This window comes from Suicoccus acidiformans, assembly GCF_003546865.1.
In the GTDB taxonomy this organism is placed as follows: Bacteria; Bacillota; Bacilli; order Lactobacillales; family Aerococcaceae; genus Suicoccus; species Suicoccus acidiformans.
Genome location: NZ_CP023434.1, coordinates 141,376 through 164,955, shown reverse-complemented (window position 1 = coordinate 164,955; position 23,580 = coordinate 141,376). Strand labels below are relative to the sequence as shown.

Genomic DNA, 23,580 nt, shown 5'->3' with positions numbered 1-23,580 from the left:
ACTCTCCTCCTTCACATTTGATAATACATGATAATGGCATCCTCGGTGGGCTTTTTGTAGTAATTTTTACGCTGGGCTAGTTCAGTAAAGCCTGCTTGTTGGTACAATTGTCGGGCAACATAGTTACTAGCACGCACTTCAAGATAGACGGCTTCTACTCCCCAACTAGCTCCCAAATCTAAAAAGCGTGCAAGTAGCTGGCTCCCGTAGGATTGCCCCCGGTAGTCTGGCTGAACATAGACTTGATTGACTGTAAATTCTCCTGCGATAAGGTGGCCACTCAAATAAGCTATTAATTGCTTACCTTCACCCCAGCAGATATGGCGGCTATATGGCAGGGCCAGATCTGCTTCCAGCATGTTCGCCTGCCAATGAAAGCTTGCAGCCGCATCGTATAAAGCTGTTTGCCAGGTGGAAGGAAGGACCCCTTCTGGTAAAAGGACTTCTTCAAGGGGCATTAGTCCACCCACCGTTTCATAATTAAGGCTGTTTCACCATTGTCTTGATAGTAACGCTCACGCTTGCCGATAATCTTGTATTCATGACGCTGGTATAGATTCTGGGCACCTTGGTTGGATGCCCGGACTTCTAAGGTGATTTGTGGTGAATCCAGGCGTTCGGCACAACTGAGCCATACATTCAACAGCAAACTTCCCAGGCCTTGGCGCTGATATTCCGGGTGGACAATCAGATGACTAATATGGCTCCCGCGCGCCCGAAACCGTCCAACAATCAAGCCAATAAGTTGTGACTTAGGTTCCTGAGTATCGAGCATAATATAGGCTGCATAAGGATTCGCCAGAAAGTCCTGGCGGAAATCATGATAATGCCACGCTTCAAAGCCATCATAGCCCAAGCGCTCCAATTCAACAATCCGGTCCAAATCGTCAAACTCCCCAAACCTCAAGACTAAGCCTTCTTTGGCAATTCTTGAATTATATTGCCAAAAGGGATTCCCCAATCGCTCTACCACAACCTGACGCGTATGACTCCCTTGCATATGATTACTCATCCATTCTTCTTTCACCATTTGCCAAAAAACTCTAAATCCGTTCAATAAATTGCTCATTCTCTTCTCCAGTGGCCACCTGCCGGTGATGTTTCTCGGCCCATTCACGCTCAGCCAAGGTTGCATGAGCATAATTCGGCGTTAAGACCGCCACATCTTCAACCTCTTGCCAAGCAATGGTATTCAAGGCTGGTGCCAGGTTAATCATTCCTTGGTAGCCATCCCTTTGCTCAATATTCATATCTCTGTCCTGAAAAGCTACCTCCGTTTGTTCTAGAAACGGTCCCAGCCCTTCGCCAATCAATTGAATCGACTGAGCTTGCGTCTGCTCAGCCAAACTAATGAGAGTAGCTTGAAAGTCCACCCAATCCGTATGGATATCTTCCTGAAGTGTTCTCAAGCCTTCCGGGCTTGTTTGGTAGACTCCGGCATAGGCACTCAATCGCCGGGCATCCATCAAAGGGACAAGCAATGTACTGGCTTGGCTACTCTCAACAGGTACATGGGCACTTGCTAAGACACCGAGTGATGACAGGGCATATATAGATATATTGAGACTTTGGGCTAAAGTCTTAGCAAAAGTCACCCCGATTCGAAGCCCCGTATAAGAGCCGGGACCAATCCCAACAGCCACTGCGTCTAAATCGCTTTGCTGCCAAGCGACACTTTCCAAGGCTTGGACAACTGCTGGTAGCAGACTACCCCCGTGCTGAATCTTTCCGACTGCTTGAAAATTATAACGTATCTGCCACAAACCCGGCTCGCCTTCAGCCAAGCATAAAGCCAACGTTTGCGTTGATGTATCGACTGCAAGTAGACGCATCATATCCCTCCTTGTAATTGGCCTTATTCTACCATAATTCCTTTCATTTGAATATCCTTTGCTTTCAAGGTAAATAGAACCCCCTGCGGAAAACCTATTGAATGTGTCCTGAAGATGACACCCATACCAAACGGGCGCTAAACACGCCCAAGCGTCTCACAGCTGTAAAAGTTTATCAAGAGCCGCTAACGCTCCTTCTCTTGACAAACTTCCACAGCTGATGAGTGAGGGTGATCAAGGACGGAAGTCAGATTCTAAGCCTATAAAAAAGAGAGCAGCCTATAAAGGTCAACTCTCTCTAAAATATTGTCTAACTTTTTGGGGTCACTATACTTATCTAAGCAGAGAGGTGATTTTGAGGTGATTTTTAGGCAGGATCTAAAAGTCTAAGCAACGCTTGATCTTCATCACGTTTGGCTAAACGCTCTTGACGACGCTTAGTATAGCCCTGGCAGATGTACTGCTCTTCGGCTGTTTCAGGGATAATAGTGGGAATTTGAGCCACCTGCCCATGCTTATCTGGCAAGACAACAAAGGTCAAGAAGGCCGTTGCCGCTAGGTAATGTTCACCCGCCATTAGGTCCTCGCCAGTCACTTTGACAAAGACTTCCACTGAACGGCTGCCGACACCTGAGACCATTGCCTCAATACTTACGACATGATCCTGGGGCAGGGGTTTAATAAAGTTCAGACTGTCCATCGAAGCGGTAACACCCGTTGCAGCTGTGTGCCGAACGAAAGCGATACTTGCCGTGCGGTCAATATGAGACATTAGATTGCCCCCAAATAATGTATTATGGCGGTTCGTCTCTCCAGGAAGAATCAAACTCGAGTGTACTACTTTAGAAGCGGCACAGGTTTTACTTAATTCACTCATGGTTATCACCAGTGCTTCTAGTAGGCACGCGCAAGCCAGACAGTTGCCTTAGCAGGTTGTCCGGTAACGATACATCTAGTCTTAGGTTCAACCATTCCATCAAATGGGATATTACGCGTCGTAAAGCCGGTACGTTCTTTGATTAACGCTTCACTTTCTTCCGTGCCGTCCCAGCCAGCAAGAACCCAACCTGGTAATTCGCCTGCTTCTTGCTTGCTTTGGATATGAGCTTCTAATTCATCTAGTGTTTCAATATCTGTATAGATATGAGCTTGCTGGCGTTCACGAGCTGCTTCAAGCAAGCGACTTTGCATGGTGTCCAGCTCCGTTTGAATGAATTGCGCAAAGTCATCAAAAGCAACTGTATGTTTCTCGTCCACATCGCGGGCTTTCACAATAGCTGTTTGATTTTCTAAATCACGCGGACCGACTTCCACTCGTAAAGCTGCCCCACGCATTTCCCACTCATTGAATTTGAAGCCTGGACGCTCGTCTGTATCATCAATCCGTGTTCGGATGCCTTGAGCTTTCAACTCTGCTTGCAAGGCTTCAATCTTCTCAAGTATTGCCGGATTTTTCTGCCATGGACCGACAGGAATTAAGACCACTTGTACAGGCGCAACGGCTGGTGGTAGCACCAAACCTTGGTCGTCACTATGGGTCATAATCAAAGCGCCGATTAAACGCGTCGATACGCCCCATGAGGTAGTATAGGCATGAACGTGCTCATTATCCATATTCAAGAATTTAATATCGAAAGCTTCTGCAAACTTCGTGCCCATATAGTGGGATGTGCCTGCTTGGACTGCTTTCCCATCTTGCATCATCGCTTCAATTGAATACGTATGTTCCGCCCCGGCAAAACGTTCCGATGGAGTCTTCTCACCCTTGAAGACAGGAATCGCTAAGACACCTTCTACCACTTCTTCATAAACGTCTAACATCCGCATAGTACGTGCCATGGCCTCTTCAGGATTACTGTGAGCCGTATGGCCTTCTTGCCACAAGAATTCTGATGTACGCAAGAATGGCAAGGTTCGTTTCTCCCAGCGGAAGACGTTAGCCCATTGGTTAATTACCATCGGTAAATCACGGTAGGAATTGATCCATTTGCCAAAGGCATCGCCAATAATCGTCTCAGAGGTTGGACGTAAAGCTAGGCGTTCTTCTAATTTCTCGCCCGCTGCCTCCGTCACCCATGGTAACTCCGGCGCAAAACCTTCAATATGATCCTTCTCTTTATTGAAGAAATGTTCAGGAATTAACATAGGGAAATAGGCATTGCGAACACCCTCTTCTTTAAAACGGCTATCCATCGCATCTTGAATATGCTCCCAAATTTCATAGCCGTCAGGCTTGAAGATAATATTGCCTCGAACAGGCGCATAATCCATTAAATCGGCTTTTTGAATCGTTTCTAAATACCATTTCGAGAAATCCTCTTTACGTGTTGTCACGATCTTTCCTCCTACAAAATAAAAATAGACTGTTCCTGTCCCAAAGGACGAAGAACAGTCTGCTCCGCGGTACCACCTTTATTGCCCAGTTAAACTGAGCCTGCTTAGAAAGCTGATAACGGAGCTACCCTAACGCTGTATAGTAGGTTCAACAAGGAGCGGGGGCCTCCCTTTCACCATTGGAGACTCGCTTCAACCCATCACTTGCTTACTAGTCTATGCTAAAGCTATTATAACGACTTCCTAGATAAAATGCAACGACCTTTAGCGCTCAACAATAGCACTGCCATCGGCCGTAAGTGAATACTTCGTCAGCAGGTGAAGGTTATTCAGTGGCCAATACACGAAATCCGCTTCCCCATGCAAATCATCAATATTTACAAAACCAAAGCTCCGACCATCAAGGGAATTGCGACGGTTATCACCCATAACAAAGACTTGCCCTTCCGGAACAGTAGCCGAACCGGCAACGTCTTCCAATTTAAAGTCGAAGGTGAAAGGTCCTAAGCCTTCAAAGTTTGCCTTTTGCTCATAGAGATACGGTTCATCCATTACTTGACCGTTAAGAATCAGCATATCATCCTTCACTTCAATGGTGTCACCGGGCATCCCAATGACACGTTTAATATACAAGTCTCGCGGATTATCGGGGGCAGGTAGGACGACTACGTCAAAACGTTCAATTTCATTCCGTTTGAGCATGACCATCCGTTCACCGCTGTGTAAGGTGTCCTCCATTGAACCCCCGTTAACGACGAAAGGCTCGACGATATATCGACGAACTAATAATACAACGAGAAATACAAGCACGAACCATACAACCGTGCTTACTATTTCTCGAACTGTGTCTTTTCTATTACTACTCATAGTTACCTCTTCTTTAAATGTTTTATATTTGAAACTCTTTTTATTATAGAACTTTATGGAAATCCATGCAACTTTGACTACCTTATTGTTTGCCTTGTTATCCACAAACGCTTAAGATAGTTTTAAATAAAATAAAAAAGGAGCAACTTATGAAAACTGCACAAGATGTTTTAGACTTTTGGTTTGCCCCAGAACACGCAGATAAGCTATTTGATAAAGATCCTACTTTTGACCAGAAAATCCGCGATGCCTTCTTTGAAACATGGGAAGCTGCTTGTGAAGGCCTCTGCTACACTTGGCGGGACACGACAAAGGGACGTATTGCTGAGATTATTGTCTTAGACCAATTCTCAAGAAACTTAATGCGCCAAGATCCTCGTAGTTACAGCCAAGATACCATGGCCTTGGTTTTATCTCAGGAAGTCATAGAGCAGCCAGATTTTGCTGATTTACCTGAAAATTACAAGCACTTTGCAATTATGCCCTTTATGCATTCAGAGTCTCAAGGTATCCACGAACTTGCCGTGCCACTTTTTGAAAAGCATGCGTCAGGTGCTTTAGACTATGAAATTCAACATAAGGAAATTATCGATCAGTTTGGTTACTATCCGCATCGCAAGAAAGAATTAGGCGAGGAACTAACCGCGGAAGAAGAAGCTTTCTTACAGAATGATGGCACAAGTTTCTAGGTTATTCCTAAGCTTGTTTGGGTGAATTTTTCAGCCTGTGAGAACTTGTTTATTTATTTAGATGAGCCTATAATAAGGATAGTTAGAGAATAACAAGGAGGAGTTTTAATGGATTATTTGACACGTGCGAGAGAGCTTCATGATGCGGCAATTCAAGTTAGGCGCCAGTTACATCAAAACCCTGAAGTGGGCTTCGATTTACCGGAGACGATGAAGTTGGTCAAGTCGAAATTGGATGAGTTCGGTATTGCTTATGAGAACTTAGCAGATACTTACGGTGTTGTTGGTACACTAGGTGATGCAAGCAAGGGCAAAACCCTATTACTTCGTGCTGACTCAGACGCTCTACCGATTCCTGAGAAATCGGAACATGACTTTGTTTCACAAGTTGAGAACAAAGCACATTTATGTGGTCACGACATGCATACGACCATTCTTTTGATGGTCTTGAAGATGTTGAAGGAAAACGAAGACCAGTTAGAAGGACAAATTAAATTCCTCTTCCAACCAGCTGAAGAGACTTTAAATGGTGGGAAATTAATGGTCGAAAAAGGTATCTTAGAAAATCCTAAGCCAGATGCGGGAATGGCGCTGCATATGTGGCCAATGTCTAAAGAAGTTAATATTCTTGTATCCCGCCATGAAGTTCTCGCTTCCGCTTTAAACTTCCGCATTATAATTAAAGGTGTTGGCTCCCATGGCGCTATGCCTTATATGGGAATTGACCCAGTCTTTGTTGCTTCACAAATTATTAACGGTGCAAATGCAATTTTAGCTCGTGAGCTTCCATCCAATAAAGGCGCATCTTTATCCATGGGTATGATTGAAGCCCCAGGTGGTGCTGTCAATGTTATTCCAGATACCGTTATTATCGAAGGGACTTCACGCTCACTTTATCCTGAATCTGCTCAACACGTTTCTGAACGCTTACCAGAAATTATCGAGCATATTGCTAAAGCACACCGCGCTGAGGCAAGCTACGAAGTCTTAGCAGAAGTTCCTGCCCTCATCAATACACCTGAGATTTCTGACCAAACTCTGGCAGCAGCTAAAGAAGTTCTAGGTGATGAATATAACGTGACAGAAACTGAACCAGACTTAGCCTCAGAAGACTATGCGCATATCGCTAGTCATTTGCCTGAATCATGCTACTTCATGGTCGGTGCACCTCTTCCAGACGCTGAAGGCAAGACTTATCCAGTGCACAATCCACTGGTGCAATTTAATGAAGAAGCCTTAGTTGCCGGCTCTGCTGCTATGGCACAAGCTGCAACCAACTGGTTAAGAGACAATAAATAAATCCTTTCAATGCTAACACCCACCGTCCCCGAGGCGGTGGGTGTTGTTGAATTTCCTTAAGTTGTACCAGTGATATTCGGCTAAAAATTATACTATGGCAATGCGCAAATCTATAAACTTAAAGCCATCGTACAATATTCCCGGAGTAATAGAAGCCAGAGTGGATATTATTGGGTGAATTCATTTTTTCCTGCTTGAATCACTTTCTCAACATCTTCCTTAGACTCCATAACGATATCAGCTATTTTATCTACACTTTCGCCTCTATGGTGCATATTCAGAATAACCGCTGTTACTTTCTTAAGCGCCCCTTCTGCTATGCCTTCATATCTCGCCGTACCCACCGCTGCTTCAAAGTCATCCTGATATTTCTGAGCCAAATCTACCATTTCTCGTTCCTCATCTCTCAAATGAATTTCATCCATTTCTACGTTCAATTTTCAGTGCATTCACAATAAAGCTTCCATTCAGATGCTTTAGTTATGGAAAGCGAAGGAAACTAAAAATCTCCTTCGCTCAAATAACTTCTATAGTTGCCTTAGCTCCATTAAGCTTCTTCTCGAATCACTTTCTCAACATCTTCCTTAGACTCCATAACGATATCAGCTATTTTATCTATACTTTCGCCTCTATGGTGCATATTTAAAATTATGGCGGTTGCTTTCTTAAGCGCCCCCTCTGCTCTGCCTTCCTCTCGGCCTTCATATCTCGCTGTACCCACCGCTGCTTCAAAGTCATCCTGATATTTTTGCGCTAAATTTGCCATAAATTCTCGATACCTCTTTCATTTGGAACTATGAGAGGAAGAAACAAAATCTCTCCCCCTCCTTTACTGCTTAGTCTATCAATTTCAGTTTAGATGCTTGAAGTATCTGTTTCACTTCTGCTGGAGTCATGTTCGTATATTCCGCTATCATCTCAGTTGACACACCATTTTCGTGCATTGTTGAAACTAATTCGTACCGCTCTTCTGCTCGCCCTTCCTCTCGGCCTTCATATCTCGCTGTACCCACCGCTGCTTCAAAGTCATCCTGATATTTTTGCGCTAAATCTGCCATCTTTCGTTCCTCCTCTGTCAAATTAACCTCATCCACTTCTGCATACGCCTTGAGTACAATATCCGGCGCATCTTCTAATGGGGCTTCCATCTTGAAGAAACGCCACCAATGCTTGAACTGATCATCTTCACTTATATTATAATTTGTTAAGCTCACAAAGGTCAACTCAATCCCATTATAGGTCTTAATATCCATTAAAGCCTCTCCATTCTCCCTATCTCGATATATAAAGGTCCGAATGCCTTCCTCATTGTCCTTAGGAAACAAAGGAAAATCTAGAATATTAATACTGTACACCTGTTTCAAACTCGAATACCGATTTTCTGGAATAATCTGTTCAGCTTTCCTCCCATAATTCTTGCGATACACACCTCCGGCATAATAATGCACCCGTTCCAGAAAAAACGGATCTCGTTGCACTTGCATTTCGATAGTAACATACCCACCTTTGGAATCTCTTGCCAACAAATCTACCTCGGTAGATTCTGGCCGGCCTTTCGCCTGATAAGCCTCAATTGTATAAGGATTGGTCAAGGTGATTTCTGTGAATTCTCGCCCTAAGATTGCTTCAATCAGAGCTTTCGTCACATCCTCCTGACCACTGGCCGCGAAAGTTTTCTTGAAAAGGAAATCATTCGTTGGTCGATACATTAAACCAACTCCTTCCGTTATTTTATTCAAGAGTCCTCTAAAACTCTCTATAATACATATACTCATTTCACGGCTGATTTCCATGTCATCAATTTTAAATTCAGAATATTTTAAATAACAATAGCTAAGAATCACTCACCGATCGCTTTATTTGTTATAAAATTGACGGGTCTATGCCAATATTTAGCAAAACAAAAAAATCCCTTACCCAACATAAAAGTTGCTTAAAGGATTCCTTTACAAAATTACTCTCTGATTCTTAAAGTAATTTACTTTCAACGATTAATTATCTCATCTTATCCAAGATACAAGAAGTCACGCAGAACCATTGCACCTCAGTTAATCTTTCCCGTTTCCAGAATTGTACCAACACATCTTATCTTATCTTAACTCTACTCCAAAGCTTATCCCTTCAATCGGCACAAATTCTCATCCTTTCCTCCCCTAGCAGAAGAGATTACAGAGACTAGTTCGGATATAGCGGCAAAGGATGCTCTAACGCAATTCAATTGAGCCAAACAAAAGCTAGCGTATAGTTACCCAGTTCCTTGATTTGATGAGTGAAGCCAAACGATCTAACAGCACATTTTTTTGCAGTTTACAGAGTCCCTTGTGTTTGCAGAAGAATGACTCTCATGTATCGGAAAAATCACCAACTACACTAGACATCTTTAGTAAGGCAGAAGTAGCCCTTCAGACTAGTAACAAATTAACTGTTTACATTGACCTCATGCCACAATTATTTCTTCAAATTACCGTAGATACCTAAGTATCTTCTACAAGCCAAAGACGCTTAAATCAATACGTTGAATTTCGTCTTGCGCAAATTGCTTTTCTAGCCAGATACCACAATGAACGCCCCATGTGGCTACTTCTGGACGATACTGTTCTTGGCTGCCCGCGGTAGCGGTGGTTGCTAAGCTTAGCCCGTGCGGACCTTCTGCATAAATATGTGACTCAAAAGGGACCAGGTTCTCAGCCAGTACATTAGTGAAGGCCGTTGTTTGATTAACAGGCACCACCATATCTTCACGCGTGGACCAAATAAAGATTGGTGGCGTATTGACAGAGACATGGTGAGATGGACTCGCCGCTGCTAAGGCTGCCTCATCTGGTTTCTCACTCCCGAAGAGAGATACCGCCATTTGACCCCAAGCAACGCCAGCCTCAGGTATCATACTGAGTTGGTTGACAATCTCTTGCATGGCAACCATATCCGTCACTGGATAACCTAGAATAGCCACACGTGGGCGTAATTCTTCTACTTCCACATTAGGAAAAACATCTGTCACAACCGGTTGATGCCATTGAGTTGCATAATTAGCCGCTAGGTTACCGCCAGCTGAAAAGCCCGCTACTCCCACCTTACTCGGATCAATATGCCAGTCAGATGCATGTTCTTTGACAAGTAACATTGCTTCAGCAAGTTCGCGTAAGGACGTCGGGAAAAGTGTCTCTTCTTTCGGTTCCAATTGATCCGGTAAGACTTTAGCCTCTTCACGATCAGTCGCATAAGTCGTATAGTCCAAGACGAAAGCATGATAGCCTAAGGCGTTGAAATATTTCGCAATCGGCTCGCCCTCACGGTCTGAACAGTATAAATAAGAACCTCCGGGGCAAATAATAATCGCCGGTCGAATATCCTCGTCATTATAAGGTGTCAATAGGTATGGGGTTAAAGTTGCATGTCCCCCTTGACTCATCGTAAATTGTTCTCTTTGCATAATGTACTCCTTCTGTATGTTTCAGCCACTGCTTATTAAGTGACAGGTCTAATCCATTATAACATCAACATACTATATTGAAAGCAATAAACTCAAAAACGCTTCGCATCTATCGCGAAGCGCACAAACTTAGTCTGCAGCTATGGGCTGATACTCAACATCTAAACCGCGTTTTACACCTGGACGCTTAGCAATTTCCTCTGCCCAACGCATCAGATTGGTATAAGAAGTAACATTTAGGAATTCTGCTGAACCCTCATATAATTCATCCAAAGCTAAACGACCATACCATGACCAATTAGCAATATCAGCGATTGTGTATGTGTCGCCAATCAGATACTTCCGCTCAGCTAATAATTGATCAAGTATGTCCAGTTGCCGTTTCGTTTCCATCGTATAGCGGTCAATTGGATAGGCTAATTTCTCCGGAGCATAGGCAAAGAAATGGCCAAAGCCACCGCCAACAAAAGGACCTGAGCCGACTTGCCAGAAAAGCCAATTCATCGTTTCCGTACGCCCATGAATATCAGCTGGTATAAGCGCTTCAAACTTCTCAGCCAAATACAATAAAATCGAACCCGATTCAAAAATACGTAAGGCTGGTTCAACACTTTGGTCAAGCATAGCCGGAATTTTAGAGTTGGGATTCAGTTCGACGAAACCACTGCCGAATTGTTCTCCTTCACCAATATGGATACGATACAAGTCATACTCAACACCTTCAATGCCTAGCTCTTTCAGCTCTTCGAGCATAATCGTTGCCTTTATGCCGTTGGGCGTTCCCAAGGAATATAATTGAAAAGGCGCATCGCCTTTTGGTAAGGTCTGTTCGAAACGACTGCCAGCTGTCGGTTGGTTGCCACTACGTTGGCTCGCATCCCCATCCCAAGTCCACACTTTTGGTAATTTATCAGTCATGCCTTTCTCTCCTTTATCTTTTGGGTTAAATATAGCACGCTTTCCCTTAGAGAGCCATTGAAACGCAAGATTTACTTATGGTATGCGTGGCCATGATTAATTCGAAATGCGCGATAAATCTGTTCCACAAGTATTAAACGAGTCAATTGATGGGGTAGCGTAATCCGACCGAAGCTGATGGACCGTTGAGCTTGTTTCTTGATTGTCTCCGCTAGACCTAAAGACCCACCTATAACAAACGTCACTTTACTTTGACCATATACTGCCATTTGCTCCAGCTGCGTCGCTAAATCTTCAGACGAGATGAGCTGGCCTTCAATCGCCAGAACAATGACTTGCCGGTCTGGTCTAATATGCGTTTGAATGCGCTCTGCTTCCTTAGCTAGAACTTGCTGAATCTCAACCTCACTCATATTCTCCTGCGTCGCTTCATCTTTCACTTCAATTATCTTCAACTTCGCATAAGTACCCATGCGCTTCACGTATTCTTGAATACCTTGCTTTAAGTACTTCTCCTTCAACTTCCCTACAGCAATTATTTCAACATCCATAGATTCCTCCTTTTAAGGATACCCGGTTCTAAATGGTTATGTTACAATATTCTTTGATTACACCATGAAAGGAATGTATGCGATGGATCGACACGTCATCCAATCAACTTCACTGAGATTCACCTTAAGTTTCGTAGTCTTAGCGATTATTGGGAGTTTGCTCCTTGCCATGCCAATTATGCACCAACCTGGCATACAAGTCAGCTTCAGTGATCACTTTATAACAAGTGTGTCACTTGTATGTGTCTCTGGTTTAGGTGCCGTATCGATTGGTGATACATACAACTTTCTAGGCCAACTACTCTGTCTCATCCTTATTCAAGTGGGGGGCTTAGGTATTATAACATTAATCAACGTGGGGATGTATCGCATGCACCGTCATGTCTCCTTAAAAGATCAATATTTACTGCAAAGCACCTTTGGTCGAGACACAAATCAAGACTTCTCTGAATTTCTATTAGCAATTTATCGCTATACTATGATTGCAGAACTAATTGGAACTGGCCTTTTGATGATTGCATTCGTTCCCCGCTTTGGTTGGTTTAAAGGCAGCTTCCACGCACTCTTTGTTGCTGTGGCTAGTTTTACGAATGCAGGCTTTCATAACTTTGGTGGTTCCGGCTCATTAGAAGCTTTCAATAATAATCCACTCGTCTTGTTGACGGTATGCGCCTTGGTCATCTTCGGTGGAATTGGCTTTACCGTTTGGTTTGAACTCGCTCATAAACTACGCGATTATTGGAACGGGAAGCCTCGCTCTATACGCTTAGCTTTCCATAATCTCAGTACCCATACATACGTTGTCTTACGTATGACGGTCTGGCTTTTAATCAGCGGAACGCTTGTTACATGGTTTGTCGAAACAAGAAACCCTAAGACAATGACCGATTGGCCAGCCTATCAGCAACTATTGAACGCCTTCTTCAAAACCGTTTGCGCTAGGACAGCGGGCTTTACCTCGCTAAATTATGTTGATCTGCGTCCTTTCTCTAAGTTTCATTCCATGATGCAGACTATTATTGGGGGCGCTCCGGGCGGTACGGCAGGGGGGATGAAAGTAACAACTGTTGCTATTATGCTTGCCCTAGTTCGCTCTGAGCTGTTGGGTTATGAACGGGTTGTTATTCATCGGCGAACGATTACCTCCTCTTTAATCAAGAAAGCCTTAGTGGTCATTACTTTCTTCGCCTTAATGATTTTTGCAGGTTATTCAACCTTACTCATTATGCATCCTGAAATCAATGCCTTAGACTTGCTCTTTGAAGTCTTCAACGCACTTGGCACGGCTGGTATCTCACTCAACTTAACTAACCAGCTCTCAACTGCTGGGCACTTTATCTTAATCATTCTCATGATTGCCGGGCGGGTAGGGCCAATCACCCTACTCATGGGTTTGATGAATCGCCAGAAACAAGAAATACACTATCCAAAAACGGACATCTACTTGGGTTAGACGAAAGGAGCTTATACCATGAACTCTAAAATCATTGGCATCTTAGGCCTAGGCATCTTCGGCCAAACGGTGGCTACTGAATTATCTAAATACGGGACTGAAGTAATTGCTGTAGATTCGCGAGAAGACCGGGTTCATGCAGTCGCCGATATCGTCACAAATGCTGCCATCGGCGACTTTACCGATATTGATTTATTGCGAAATATCGGCATTCCCAACTGTGACATCGTCATTATCGCCACTGGAACAAACTTAGAAAGTGCTGTTCTTTCCGTTATGCACTTGAAGAAATTAGGTATCCCCCAAATTATCGCAAAAGCACGCAATGCTATTTTTGAAGAAGTGCTCTATGAAATTGGTGTCACATCCGTCATCTCTCCCGAACGTGATTCAGGTCATCGGCTTGCTACAAAGATTTTACGCAATCATATTGACGAGGTGCTCCGTCTTGATGATGATACATCGCTTATCGAGTTTGAAATTCCTGAAAGTTGGGTTGGCCAAACCTTACAATCATTAGATTTACGTCGTAAATATGAAATGAATCTCATCGGCATGCGCGAAGATCGAGGCGAGCCTATGCAGACGATTGCCGCGAACGAACCTTTAGAGGACGACATTATCCTTGTCGGCATTGCTAGTTCGCATGTTTTTGAAAGGTACGACTATCTAGGCTACTTCTAAAGACGTCAAAACCCACGCACAAATTTATATGTGTGCGTGGGTTTTAGCTATTTATGATTTATATGACCTGAGAGGCAAGCATTCATCTCAGTAAGCTACGGTACTCCTAGCCATTTGCTAGCATGTCAAGGCTTGTTTCTTCATTCAAGGTTGTCTGTAAAGTCTGCTCTTTACCATTACGCAAGACTTTTATTTCAATCGTGTCACCGATTTGATGGCGATACAATTCTTGACGCAAACTTTGAGAGCTTTTAATTGGCTTCCCATCAATTTCTACAATCACATCATAATTTTCAATACCTGCAGCTTCAGCTGCAGAACCATTCTGCACTTCAAGAACTAGAGCACCTTCCGTGATATCTTCCGATAAGTTCAATACTTCCTGACGCGATTCTTTCGTAATACGATCTAAGCCCGTTGTTGTGACACCTAAGACAGGTCTTGTTACTTCACCATCTGTCTCTAATTGAGAAATAATGTGTTGTACATCGTTACTTGGAATCGCAAAGCCCATTCCTTCAATTTCAGATGCGGCCAATTTGGCGGAGTTAATACCGATGAGTTGACCGGATGTGTTCACTAACGCTCCCCCAGAGTTTCCAGGGTTAATGGCTGCATCGGTCTGCATTAAAGTCATTTCCCAATCCTCTTTGCCATCATTGTTCGTATCAACTGGCAAGGCCCGGTTCAATCCAGAAATGATTCCTTTGGTGACTGATGAAGCATAGTCCATACCAATCGGTGAACCAATCGCAATCGCGGTACTACCTACTTTTACAGCATCAGAATCCGCAAATTCTAGGGTGCGACTAGCATATTCTGAAGAAATTTTCAGTACTGCTAAATCACTTAAACTATCCGAACCTAACAGCTCGGCTTCTGCAGTTCTGCCATCAGCCATTGTCACTTCAATTTTCTCTGCCCTATCAATAACATGCTGATTGGTTACAATATAAGCAGCATCGCCATCAATTTTATAGACAACGCCACTCCCTGAACCGGCCAAGGTGGGCTCATTGTCAAAGTCTCTTAAGTCGATATCTTGCTGTAAGCCATAAAATTGCATAAAGGCTTGTTCACCTGTCATAACGTGTTGGAAATTTGAAACAGAGACTACTGCATCCCGCGATTCATCCACCACATTGGTGATGATTTGTTCGTGCTCGGTCAAGGCAGCTTCTTCAGCGCTCGCAACCACTGGTTGCAATGCCTCCAAGCTAGCCACAGCCGGGCTGGCAATAACTAAGACGGCCACTGCTTTAAGCATGCCACCGTAAAACTTTTGGCGTAAAGTAAAAGTGTTTTTTATTTGTTTTTTCAAAGCTTATTCGCTTCCTTCCTATAATTCAATCAGGGCTTTTGATGTATTTATTATAACACCCTTTTTTGAACAGACTGTGAAAAAAGCTTTGAATATATCCTCATCCTTTGATTTAAATATGACTCTTTAAAGTTTAAAAAGCGGAGTTGCTTCATCCGGGTCGGTCATGTATAAGTTTAAGTCCCGTCCTGTTTCAATGTCGTAATTATGTAAAGTCTGCTCCATGGCATCCATCGCTAAAAGCTTCGTGTTATTATCCCGACTCAAGTGGCCAAGGAAAATCTTGGATGTTTGCTGGCCAATCATATCCACCATTGCCAAAGCACCATCATCATTGCTCAAATGCCCTTTATCGCTAAGAATCCGCTGCTTCAAATGCCAGGGATAGCTACCGTAACGGAGCATTTCAATTTCGTGGTTACTCTCAATTAAATATGCATCAGCATTCTCTAACTGATCGCGCAGACGATTACTAACATATCCAGTATCCGTCAATAGCACAAGTTGCTTGCGATTCTTTTGAAAGGCGTAGAATTGTGGCTGAATCGCATCATGACTCACGTTGAAACTTTGAATATCCAAATCCCCGAAACTAAACAATTCGTCTGGTTCAATATAACAACGGTTCTCCGGATTAATCTTACCTATCATTTGCTCCATCTGTGACCACGTCTTCGCATTGGCATAAATAGGTAAATTATACTTTCTCGAAAGCACCCCCACCCCGTGAATATGGTCCTTATGTTCATGCGTTACAAAGATAGCATCCAAGTCTTCCGGCTTCCGGTCAATCTGTGCCAGTAAACCGGTAATCTTCTTACCGCTCAAACCTGCATCAACTAAAATACGCTTCTTCGGCGTTTCAATATAGGTTGAATTCCCACTACTACCACTGGCTAAGATGGAGTATTGAATCGTATCCACCTGAGTTGCCAGCGTTGCATAGGGGATTCCTTGCATTTCTTCATTCATTCACTTCATCACTTTCTATTATTTCTCATTCTTATAAGTTACCATTCATTGGACTTATTGACAAATCCCATTCACCAAAAAATCGAGGCCAGTTGACCTCGATTTACTTTCTTTAGAATCCACCTGCGCTGGATCCGCCAGAAGCACCACCACCGCCACTTGAAAAGCCACCACCAAAACCACCTGTATTACTGCCCGAAAAGCCGTTGTTTTTGACAACTGGGGGTGGCTGCGTTGCTTGAACGGACTCATGAACAGATTGGCGCATCACATGGGTAATGAGATAAGGATGGGTGTAGAAGTCCCCTGGTAATGTGAGAGTTTCTAATTCTTCTACTGCATATACCGCTCGCATTTCTTCGAGTACCTTATCTGCCACCCCTAGAGAGACTGCATAGACAAGATATACTTCCCACAGGGCTAAGGATGCTACTTCACGCATATCGAATTGACCAATATCCTCAAGCATTCTGGCAAATGCATGCCACTCTTTGCGCATCTTATCTTCCTGCTCGGATACAATCGGTCGTTGGTAGGCTAAATAAATGAGGAGTATTGTAGCAAGGATTGCTAAGCACCACACAACAATTGTCACAATCATCACGATACGCTCGGTTTGCAAGTCTTTTAAAGACAAAGTTTGCACTAAGGCAATCGCAATCACACCAAAGATAATTGTACCGACAAAGGCCAGCCAAGCCCAAACTTTTGACTTACGACGTCCTTCATTCAAGCCACCACGAACCATCTGACCACGAATCGCTGCATAATCCTTAAAGCGGGACCAGAGCTGTTCTTGGTACTTGGCAAAGGTAGAAGAGGCTTTTAATTCTGCTTCCAAGCTTTCTAAACTAATCTCCTCTCGCTGATCTGCAAAGAGATATTGCAGAGCGTAACGCTCATGGTTCATCAAGGTTTCTTCAGCGGGAGCATCCGATCGTTTGGACAGAAGAATGGTCTTGGTCTCTCCGCGACTTAAACGTCCTTGTTCCTCACGTTCTACTTCTTTGAGTTCAATAAAGCCTTTACGCGCTAAATCGAGAATCGTCGCAACTAAATCGTCTGCATTCGCCTCCGAACGCAGTACCGCACTAGCCATTACAGCTGGTGTTAAGTCATCCGGCAAATGATATAAGTGTTCGGGTACATGGACTGGATGGGGATTTTGGCGTTTCTTCTCCTGAAAGTAGAAGCGATAAGCCCAGAATAAAGTAAAGACACCTAACAAAGCCATGAGCCCGATCGCCACCGATCGATGTTGATTATGTTCTTGGTACTTGGCCTGATCAGCTTCAACTTGCGCTTGCTCCACCTCCACCACTTCTTGGAAGTGTTCACTTTCAACGAATTTCGTATTATTCGGAGTTAAACTTTCAGGGAAAAGACTCCGGACTTCCACGAATTCACCAGGGTCCAGCTGGGGTACATCGACCTCAATATATGCTTGCTCCCCTTCAATTCTTGGATAAATCTGTCCTCTGGGACTACCATATGCCCAGGTACGAAAGCGATTTGTCTCCTCAATGGCTCCCGGCAGCTCGATTCGAGCTGAGACACTATAGCCATCGCTGGCAACAGGGGAGACAAGCATTTGATAGTATTCAGCCGTATCCAAATAATTAGTAACCAAACCATCCAAAGTATAACTAATCGCAAAACGTACTTGCTCATCTTCGGCTGGATAATATAGGCGAAACTCTAAACTGCTCCCATTGTCATTGACACTAAACGTCTCAGCCGTGGCGGTATAGTTCTGCTCAAAAGGCACAAATTCTTCTGTCTTAGAATCAATAATACCTGCTTGGTAATTGCCGATTCGACTCTCCCCATAATCCACTTCAAATAAAGCACCATTCATAAAGGAAACGTCATAATCATACACTAAATTCATCTGCACTTTACCTTCAGCAGTAATTTGCCCATCAATATTCAGCCGGGTAATATCAAAAGCTACATCTTGTGCCTGAACACTTAGGCTTTGGCCCCAAAGACCAAAGATTAGTCCAACTAGCACCAGAAGGCATTGTAATCTATTGAATATTCCTTTCACCTGCACACCTCCAATCAAGTATTCCAAGTTTATCAAATTATCAGCCAAAGAGGTAGGCCTTACGTATAAAAACATCATATTCTCGCCCAAAATAAAATCACCCTGATGTTATTTCCTGAAAAGACCACCAATTCATAGCTTCGCTCAAATCTCAAAGAAAAAACCTAAGTTCTCTGCCTCAACTTCTTTTAAGGTTAGAAGTCAAAGCAAGTCCCTAGGCTTTCACTGTGGTAAAAATCTATATATTTAAATCCATCTTGCGATGTTCAATGAGGGTCCCCCGGGTCGCATCGATATAAACGGTTCCGGATTGGCCGTCTTCAGAGCGATAGATAATACCCCAGGCAGGAGAATAAATATCGAAATCCTCTAAATTAGAACTACGATAATAACACTGCCGCATACGGGTTATAGTTGAATTATCTGGAATGGTTGTGTCAGCCCGTTGGTTGATAATCTCTAAAGCCATACGCTCAGAGATAATATTCCGCTCCGTAGATAAGGGTTGGATATGATCTTGATAAGTCTGAATGTATTGAATAAGATTATAATTTTCGTCTAGTATTAAACGTAATTCTGCACTCCCATCGGCAATCATTCGCCCTTCATAAGCATTCATGCGAATTGAAATGATTCGCTCATCGGGCAAATAACGAAAACTATCATAGGCCGTTCCCTCAATAAAATAACTTGGCTGACTCAAGAAGTTCGCACGCAATTGTTCGATTTGGTCCTCGTTCAAAGTCTCTGTTGTCCGGTCCAAGCCAATATTTAAGGGGATTGCTTCATTAAAGGTACTAATGAGTTCACCGCGATCATTAATACTTGCATTCTGCCCTTCTAATTGGGAGAGGTTTTCAACCAGTAAATCGCTAGAATTGGCTTTAACTAAAGGTAAGGTAGTTGTTTCCTTAGATAATTCTTCGTAGCGAATATTCCGAGCGGATAAATCCTCTTCAATGGTTGTCTCAATTTGTGTAGTGACTTGTGAGTTAACCTCTGAACGGGCTAACAGCATTTGGAATAAGTAAATGTCAAAGACTAGAAAGAAGATTAAGAGCAATAATTGTATGCGTTTAAAGTCCATTAAGTGCCCTCCTCCGTTAATTCCTGAGCTCTTTGCCACACGCGTTCAAAGGTACCATTCTCTAGCTGCTTCCACGAGTAATAATTATCTTTAAATTGCACATACCAAGTTGGCACAAGGTTCGCTTTCTTAAAATCTTCCATATCTTCTTGCCATTCATAAGCCAGGAAAATATCCTCAAACATCGTCGTTGAATAGCCTTGGCTTTCCAGGAAAGCAGCCATTTGTACCCCACTTGGCAATTGATATGTTTCGCTCATATCTGGAATATGAGCTTGCAAGATAACTAGTGGCACTTGATAGCGATAGACTTCCCCACTGGAGTCATTGCGTAAATACGTACGGGAAACCCCGTAGTCAATCACTTCGGGTGCACCAATAATTGGCAAACCACCCAAGTAACGGCGGTAAGCCACTGTATTATTCGCAATCATATCTAGGCGAATATTGCCTGACCAATATTCATTGCTACTAATGGGGATATAGCTGTCTCGTATTTTGCTGGCTTCACTTTTAGATTCGCCGGGGCCTATTCGGTTAATCAGAAAGTTCATCCGTTCATTATCGTGGTCAAATTCAAGGGTATATTGATAAGTCCGGTAGACCATCCCTTCACTATTAGCTTCTACTTCAGAAACCGTAAAATCAGAATCAGGGAAGATGTCATTGACAAAGATTGTGTCGGGAATAGTCTCTAAGGTATAAAGATGCGATTTCAAGACTAGTTCATCATCCGGCAAATACACCAAGGCATCTTTGGCCCAGAAACCATCCACATCCACAAAACTTTCACGGCTGCGCTCGACAAGCTCTGTAATATCCTTCACTGACAAATCTTCTGCAAGCTTTGCTTCAATATAAGTATCTTCCCTGCTATTGATTAAGTAAATCTTATTCTGCTGATTATTATTGGTCGGTAAAATCATACGATCAATCGCCAATTCATCCATCTTTGAACTAGCATCAAAGCTCAAACGACTCGACAAGAGATTTAAGATTCGTTCACTCGGAAAGATAATTTGCACAAAGTCTTCCTGATATAAATCCAATAGAAACTCTAAATCTTCCACAGGCTCTAGTTCATCCATACGAATTGGCTTGGCCTTAAAGAGGATGTCAATGCCTTCTAAGGTGGATGGTTGCATTAGCCAGTATGTTTGACCATCTTCTTGATAGTAAAGTTTACTTGGGGCAACTACATCATCAAACGTCATCTGGGTTTGCGTATAAAATTGTCCGGATGAATATTGCGTCATATCGGTTGTAACCAGATCACTCTCCTCACCTGCATCTGGAGCAACCCACTCATTGAACGTATCCATATCCAAAATAAGAAAATAAGTTAACACTAAACTCAATATCACCACAAGACATAGTAGGAGGGAGACGATTTGACTGCGCTTCATTTAAATCCACTCCTCCTCAATATCATCGAAACTCGTATATGGCAATTCAAAGTTAAAGACCGAGCCTTCCCCTTCAACGCTTTCAACCCAAATATTACCCCCATGCAGTTCAACAACTTCCTTGGAAATTGCTAAACCAAGGCCACTACCGCCTTGTTCACGAGAGCGGGCTTTATCCACCCGGTAAAAGCGTTCAAATAAATGCTCCATATCTGCTTGCGAGATACCAATCCCTTCATCTCTCACACTAAAGATAACACTCTGATGATTATCTCGAATGCTGACGGTAATCGTCCCACCATCGGGAGAGTATTTGATGGCATTATTGAGTAAGTTATCAATGACCTGAGTCATCCGATCTTGATCAATATCCACATAAATCTCACGACTAGTAAAATCGCGTTTAATTTCATAATGCTTATCCGCATCTTCACTAGCCATGGTAAATTCAACTCGATCAAGAATATGGTTGACGATCCGCTTAAAGTTCACATAATCCTTATCAAGCTTAATTTGGCCACCATCAATTTTAGATAAATCAAGGAGATTCGCAATCATTCGAATCATCCGATTGCTTTCGGATTGAATCACATCAATAAACTGCGGGGCTAAATTCGGATCTTGCCAAGCCCCGTCGGCTAGTGCTTCACTATAACTTTTCAGACTAGTTAATGGGGTCCGCAATTCATGTGATACATTAGAGACGAAGTTACGACGCTCTTGATCCGTCTTCTCCTGTTCCGTTACATCTGTTAGAACACAAACGAGGCCCGTAACAAAGCCTGTCTCGCGTCGGATGACCGAAAATTCTCCTTTAAGAATAGTCGTCATTGCGTCCCCTGGACTATCGCGCGTTAGGAGAATTTCCTTATCACCATCCAGAAAGTCTGAGATCACATACTCATCTTGAACCCCTAATAATTGGAAGATAGATTGAGAGAGTGCTTGATCTTGGCGAATATCTAAATAATATAAGGCCCGGTTATTTACTAAAAGCACGTTCCCCCGCTGATCTGTTCCAATCACCCCGTCCGTCATATGGCGCAAAATACCGTCTAAACGCTGACGTTCTGACTCCATGGAATCCTGGGCATCTTTAACCTTTACAGCTAATTCATTAATGGTGATGGCTAATTCTCCTAGCTCATCTTGGCCATATATCTCTGCAGGGTAATTATAGACACCTTCTGAAATCCGAATCGCTTGTTGGCGAATATTCTCGATAGGTCGGGTTAAGCCTTGAGATAAGAAAATTGATACCACCAAGGCGACCCCTACTGCTAATAAGGCCGATTGAATGAATAAATCAATGGTATTATTCGTCTGCTCATAGGCCTGCTCCAAATTAGCTTCAATCGCAACGGCCCCTAATGCCTGCGATTGCTGTGTATTTGTAATAGGCTTGACCAGATGATAAATATGGTCACCCGTTTCTGCTTCACGAATCTCCGTGGAATAACTGGTTAAAGTTAAGAGCACATTTCTAGCTGCGGGACTACTCGCTTGCGTCCCCACAAGGGCATCCGTCGCAGTGGAATCACTGGCAATCACTGTCTCATCTGAGTTTATAACAATGATACGGGTGGGCATCGTTGATGTGAACGTTTCAAGAGTATGATTTATCCGTTCAATCCGTTCATCATCGTTCCCCTCCGTTTCTTGGAGAATCGGACGTAAATTATTGACAAGGAAGTCGGTTTGCGTACTGATTTGATTTTTGTAACTCGATATCGTTTGTGTTTCTAATTGATCAATAAAGAAGACCCCAATAAATTGGAAGGAAATCAATAGAATAAAGATAAAGAGGAAAGGTATTTTGAAATAAATTGACTGGAAAAACTTAAAGGAGCGTCGCTTCATATAGTCTACTCCTGGTCAGGATTCTTTAGGAAATAACCTACGCCTCGGCGGGTAATAATATAGTTAGGATGACTTGGCTCATCTTCAATCTTCTCACGCAAACGACGTACTGTCACGTCCACTGTTCGCACATCCCCGAAATAATCATACCCCCACACCACTTCTAATAGATGTTCTCTGTTCATCACTTGTCCGATATGACGCGCTAAATAAAGTAGCAACTCAAATTCACGGTGTGTAAGTTCGATTTCTTCCCCACGCTTAGAAGCAATATAGGCATCCTGGTGAACAATCAAGTCACCGATGACAATATCACTCGACTCCTCTTCTTCAGTATCCGTCTGCTGAATGGCATTGCGCCTTAAGTTAGCTTTCACTCGGGCAATCAGTTCCCGATTGGAGAAAGGCTTCGTAACGTAGTCATCTGCACCCAGCTCAAGGCCTAGTACCTTATCAATCTCCGAATCTTTCGCAGTCAGCATAATAATGGGTACGGCACTGTCTTTACGAATTTCCCGGCAGACCTCCAGACCATCTTTCTTCGGAAGCATCACGTCAAGAATAACTAAATCAGGATTGCTCTTCTCAAATACTTCTAAGGCTTCTTCGCCATCAAAGGCCTTGACGACTTCGTAGCCTTCATTCTCTAAATTAAAAGTAATAATGTCAGAAATCGGCTTTTCATCATCTACTACAAGTATTTTCTTCATAATGATCTCCTTATGTAATATATGTTTGTCTCTTTCTTAACACTTCTATTATAGCGTTTCCTAAGGATTAGTCAAAGTCGCAATGTGTGATGAAGAGGTTAGATTATATACTAC

At 43.1% G+C, this 23,580-nt stretch carries 23 protein-coding genes; 4 read left to right on the top strand and 19 right to left on the bottom strand.

Annotation, left to right across the window (positions count from 1 at the left end):
• Positions 1–11 precede the first annotated feature (11 nt).
• The 6 genes from rimI (CL176_RS00795) to lepB all read right to left on the bottom strand — a co-directional run bounded on the left by rimI (CL176_RS00795) (position 12) and on the right by lepB (position 5,033).
• Positions 12–458 carry a ribosomal protein S18-alanine N-acetyltransferase gene (gene rimI, locus CL176_RS00795; protein WP_118989605.1) on the bottom strand — a complete coding sequence of 149 codons (447 nt, stop codon included), beginning with the start codon at positions 456–458 and terminating at the stop codon, positions 12–14.
• Positions 458–1,069, bottom strand: a complete 612-nt coding sequence (gene rimI, locus CL176_RS00790) for a ribosomal protein S18-alanine N-acetyltransferase (protein WP_162890747.1) — start codon at positions 1,067–1,069, stop codon at positions 458–460. The genes rimI (CL176_RS00795) and rimI (CL176_RS00790) overlap by 1 nt, the downstream gene beginning before the upstream one ends.
• Entirely contained in the window at positions 1,044–1,832 is a 789-nt protein-coding gene (tsaB, locus tag CL176_RS00785; RefSeq protein WP_162890746.1) for a tRNA (adenosine(37)-N6)-threonylcarbamoyltransferase complex dimerization subunit type 1 TsaB, read from the bottom strand. Before tsaB ends, rimI (CL176_RS00790) begins: the two co-directional genes overlap by 26 nt.
• Positions 1,833–2,199: 367 nt before the next feature.
• Positions 2,200–2,709 (bottom strand): acyl-CoA thioesterase, encoded by a 510-nt coding sequence (locus CL176_RS00780; protein WP_118989602.1) that lies wholly within the window; start codon positions 2,707–2,709, stop codon positions 2,200–2,202.
• A 17-nt stretch (positions 2,710–2,726) separates the two neighbouring features.
• Entirely contained in the window at positions 2,727–4,169 is a 1,443-nt protein-coding gene (gene proS, locus CL176_RS00775; protein ID WP_205528150.1) for a proline--tRNA ligase, read from the bottom strand.
• Positions 4,170–4,430: 261 nt separating this feature from the next.
• Positions 4,431–5,033, bottom strand: coding sequence for a signal peptidase I (lepB, locus tag CL176_RS00770; RefSeq protein ID WP_118989600.1), 603 nt, complete (start codon positions 5,031–5,033; stop codon positions 4,431–4,433).
• 149 nt (positions 5,034–5,182) lie between these two features.
• Between lepB and CL176_RS00765 the strand changes: the two genes are divergently transcribed.
• Positions 5,183–5,722 (top strand): DUF924 family protein, encoded by a 540-nt coding sequence (locus CL176_RS00765; RefSeq protein ID WP_118989599.1) that lies wholly within the window; start codon positions 5,183–5,185, stop codon positions 5,720–5,722.
• Between the two features lie 108 nt (positions 5,723–5,830).
• Positions 5,831–7,021 (top strand): M20 metallopeptidase family protein, encoded by a 1,191-nt coding sequence (locus CL176_RS00760; RefSeq protein ID WP_118989598.1) that lies wholly within the window; start codon positions 5,831–5,833, stop codon positions 7,019–7,021.
• 167 nt (positions 7,022–7,188) lie between these two features.
• Here CL176_RS00760 and CL176_RS00755 read toward each other — a convergent pair whose 3' ends face one another.
• From CL176_RS00755 to rlmH, 6 genes are all read right to left on the bottom strand, one after another.
• On the bottom strand, positions 7,189–7,410 hold the full coding sequence (locus CL176_RS00755; protein WP_118989597.1) for a hypothetical protein: 222 nt from the start codon (positions 7,408–7,410) through the stop codon (positions 7,189–7,191).
• A 158-nt stretch (positions 7,411–7,568) separates the two neighbouring features.
• Entirely contained in the window at positions 7,569–7,787 is a 219-nt protein-coding gene (locus CL176_RS00750; protein ID WP_118989596.1) for a hypothetical protein, read from the bottom strand.
• Positions 7,788–7,857: 70 nt separating this feature from the next.
• Positions 7,858–8,730, bottom strand: coding sequence for an Rpn family recombination-promoting nuclease/putative transposase (locus CL176_RS00745; RefSeq protein ID WP_162890745.1), 873 nt, complete (start codon positions 8,728–8,730; stop codon positions 7,858–7,860).
• Between the two features lie 776 nt (positions 8,731–9,506).
• A complete protein-coding gene (locus CL176_RS00740) occupies positions 9,507–10,454 on the bottom strand; it encodes an alpha/beta hydrolase (protein WP_118989594.1) in 948 nt (315 codons plus the stop codon).
• A gap of 129 nt (positions 10,455–10,583) precedes the next feature.
• Positions 10,584–11,372: a glutathione-dependent disulfide-bond oxidoreductase gene (gene yghU / locus CL176_RS00735; protein ID WP_118989593.1), complete on the bottom strand. Its 789-nt coding sequence runs from the start codon at positions 11,370–11,372 to the stop codon at positions 10,584–10,586.
• A gap of 71 nt (positions 11,373–11,443) precedes the next feature.
• Positions 11,444–11,923 (bottom strand): 23S rRNA (pseudouridine(1915)-N(3))-methyltransferase RlmH, encoded by a 480-nt coding sequence (gene rlmH, locus CL176_RS00730; protein ID WP_118989592.1) that lies wholly within the window; start codon positions 11,921–11,923, stop codon positions 11,444–11,446.
• 82 nt (positions 11,924–12,005) lie between these two features.
• On the opposite strand from rlmH, the gene CL176_RS00725 reads away from it, so the two are divergent.
• Together CL176_RS00725 and CL176_RS00720 are read left to right on the top strand one after the other, a co-directional pair.
• Entirely contained in the window at positions 12,006–13,376 is a 1,371-nt protein-coding gene (locus CL176_RS00725; RefSeq protein WP_162890744.1) for a TrkH family potassium uptake protein, read from the top strand.
• Between the two features lie 18 nt (positions 13,377–13,394).
• The gene (locus CL176_RS00720; protein ID WP_118989590.1) at positions 13,395–14,060 is read left to right on the top strand and encodes a potassium channel family protein; all 666 of its coding nucleotides are present in this window, start codon (positions 13,395–13,397) and stop codon (positions 14,058–14,060) included.
• 106 nt (positions 14,061–14,166) lie between these two features.
• Here the strand turns inward: CL176_RS00720 and CL176_RS00715 are convergent, their stop codons facing one another.
• The 7 genes from CL176_RS00715 to yycF form a co-directional block, all read right to left on the bottom strand.
• Positions 14,167–15,381 carry a S1C family serine protease gene (locus CL176_RS00715; RefSeq protein ID WP_118989589.1) on the bottom strand — a complete coding sequence of 405 codons (1,215 nt, stop codon included), beginning with the start codon at positions 15,379–15,381 and terminating at the stop codon, positions 14,167–14,169.
• Between the two features lie 126 nt (positions 15,382–15,507).
• Positions 15,508–16,341 (bottom strand): MBL fold metallo-hydrolase, encoded by an 834-nt coding sequence (locus CL176_RS00710; protein ID WP_118991538.1) that lies wholly within the window; start codon positions 16,339–16,341, stop codon positions 15,508–15,510.
• A 124-nt stretch (positions 16,342–16,465) separates the two neighbouring features.
• Positions 16,466–18,403: a DUF2207 domain-containing protein gene (locus CL176_RS00705; protein WP_162890743.1), complete on the bottom strand. Its 1,938-nt coding sequence runs from the start codon at positions 18,401–18,403 to the stop codon at positions 16,466–16,468.
• Between the two features lie 238 nt (positions 18,404–18,641).
• Positions 18,642–19,490 (bottom strand): two-component system regulatory protein YycI, encoded by an 849-nt coding sequence (locus tag CL176_RS00700; RefSeq protein WP_118989587.1) that lies wholly within the window; start codon positions 19,488–19,490, stop codon positions 18,642–18,644.
• Positions 19,490–20,896: a YycH family regulatory protein gene (locus CL176_RS00695; RefSeq protein ID WP_118989586.1), complete on the bottom strand. Its 1,407-nt coding sequence runs from the start codon at positions 20,894–20,896 to the stop codon at positions 19,490–19,492. The genes CL176_RS00700 and CL176_RS00695 overlap by 1 nt, the downstream gene beginning before the upstream one ends.
• The gene (walK, locus tag CL176_RS00690) at positions 20,897–22,756 is read right to left on the bottom strand and encodes a cell wall metabolism sensor histidine kinase WalK (protein ID WP_118989585.1); all 1,860 of its coding nucleotides are present in this window, start codon (positions 22,754–22,756) and stop codon (positions 20,897–20,899) included.
• 5 nt (positions 22,757–22,761) lie between these two features.
• On the bottom strand, positions 22,762–23,466 hold the full coding sequence (yycF, locus tag CL176_RS00685) for a response regulator YycF (RefSeq protein ID WP_118989584.1): 705 nt from the start codon (positions 23,464–23,466) through the stop codon (positions 22,762–22,764).
• Positions 23,467–23,580 lie beyond the last annotated feature (114 nt).

Bases quoted from the DNA above. Each gene is read 5' to 3' on its own strand.
- rimI (WP_118989605.1), bottom strand. From the start codon at position 458: ATGCCCCTTGAAGAAGTCCTTTTACCAGAAGGGGTCCTTCCTTCCACC.
- rimI (WP_162890747.1), bottom strand. From the start codon at position 1,069: ATGAGCAATTTATTGAACGGATTTAGAGTTTTTTGGCAAATGGTGAAA.
- tsaB (WP_162890746.1), bottom strand. From the start codon at position 1,832: ATGCGTCTACTTGCAGTCGATACATCAACGCAAACGTTGGCTTTATGC.
- CL176_RS00780 (WP_118989602.1), bottom strand. From the start codon at position 2,709: ATGAGTGAATTAAGTAAAACCTGTGCCGCTTCTAAAGTAGTACACTCG.
- lepB (WP_118989600.1), bottom strand. From the start codon at position 5,033: ATGAGTAGTAATAGAAAAGACACAGTTCGAGAAATAGTAAGCACGGTT.
- CL176_RS00765 (WP_118989599.1), top strand. From the start codon at position 5,183: ATGAAAACTGCACAAGATGTTTTAGACTTTTGGTTTGCCCCAGAACAC.
- CL176_RS00760 (WP_118989598.1), top strand. From the start codon at position 5,831: ATGGATTATTTGACACGTGCGAGAGAGCTTCATGATGCGGCAATTCAA.
- CL176_RS00755 (WP_118989597.1), bottom strand. From the start codon at position 7,410: ATGGTAGATTTGGCTCAGAAATATCAGGATGACTTTGAAGCAGCGGTG.
- CL176_RS00750 (WP_118989596.1), bottom strand. From the start codon at position 7,787: ATGGCAAATTTAGCGCAAAAATATCAGGATGACTTTGAAGCAGCGGTG.
- CL176_RS00745 (WP_162890745.1), bottom strand. From the start codon at position 8,730: ATGTATCGACCAACGAATGATTTCCTTTTCAAGAAAACTTTCGCGGCC.
- CL176_RS00740 (WP_118989594.1), bottom strand. From the start codon at position 10,454: ATGCAAAGAGAACAATTTACGATGAGTCAAGGGGGACATGCAACTTTA.
- yghU (WP_118989593.1), bottom strand. From the start codon at position 11,372: ATGACTGATAAATTACCAAAAGTGTGGACTTGGGATGGGGATGCGAGC.
- rlmH (WP_118989592.1), bottom strand. From the start codon at position 11,923: ATGGATGTTGAAATAATTGCTGTAGGGAAGTTGAAGGAGAAGTACTTA.
- CL176_RS00725 (WP_162890744.1), top strand. From the start codon at position 12,006: ATGGATCGACACGTCATCCAATCAACTTCACTGAGATTCACCTTAAGT.
- CL176_RS00720 (WP_118989590.1), top strand. From the start codon at position 13,395: ATGAACTCTAAAATCATTGGCATCTTAGGCCTAGGCATCTTCGGCCAA.
- CL176_RS00710 (WP_118991538.1), bottom strand. From the start codon at position 16,341: ATGCAAGGAATCCCCTATGCAACGCTGGCAACTCAGGTGGATACGATT.
- CL176_RS00700 (WP_118989587.1), bottom strand. From the start codon at position 19,490: ATGGACTTTAAACGCATACAATTATTGCTCTTAATCTTCTTTCTAGTC.
- CL176_RS00695 (WP_118989586.1), bottom strand. From the start codon at position 20,896: ATGAAGCGCAGTCAAATCGTCTCCCTCCTACTATGTCTTGTGGTGATA.
- walK (WP_118989585.1), bottom strand. From the start codon at position 22,756: ATGAAGCGACGCTCCTTTAAGTTTTTCCAGTCAATTTATTTCAAAATA.
- yycF (WP_118989584.1), bottom strand. From the start codon at position 23,466: ATGAAGAAAATACTTGTAGTAGATGATGAAAAGCCGATTTCTGACATT.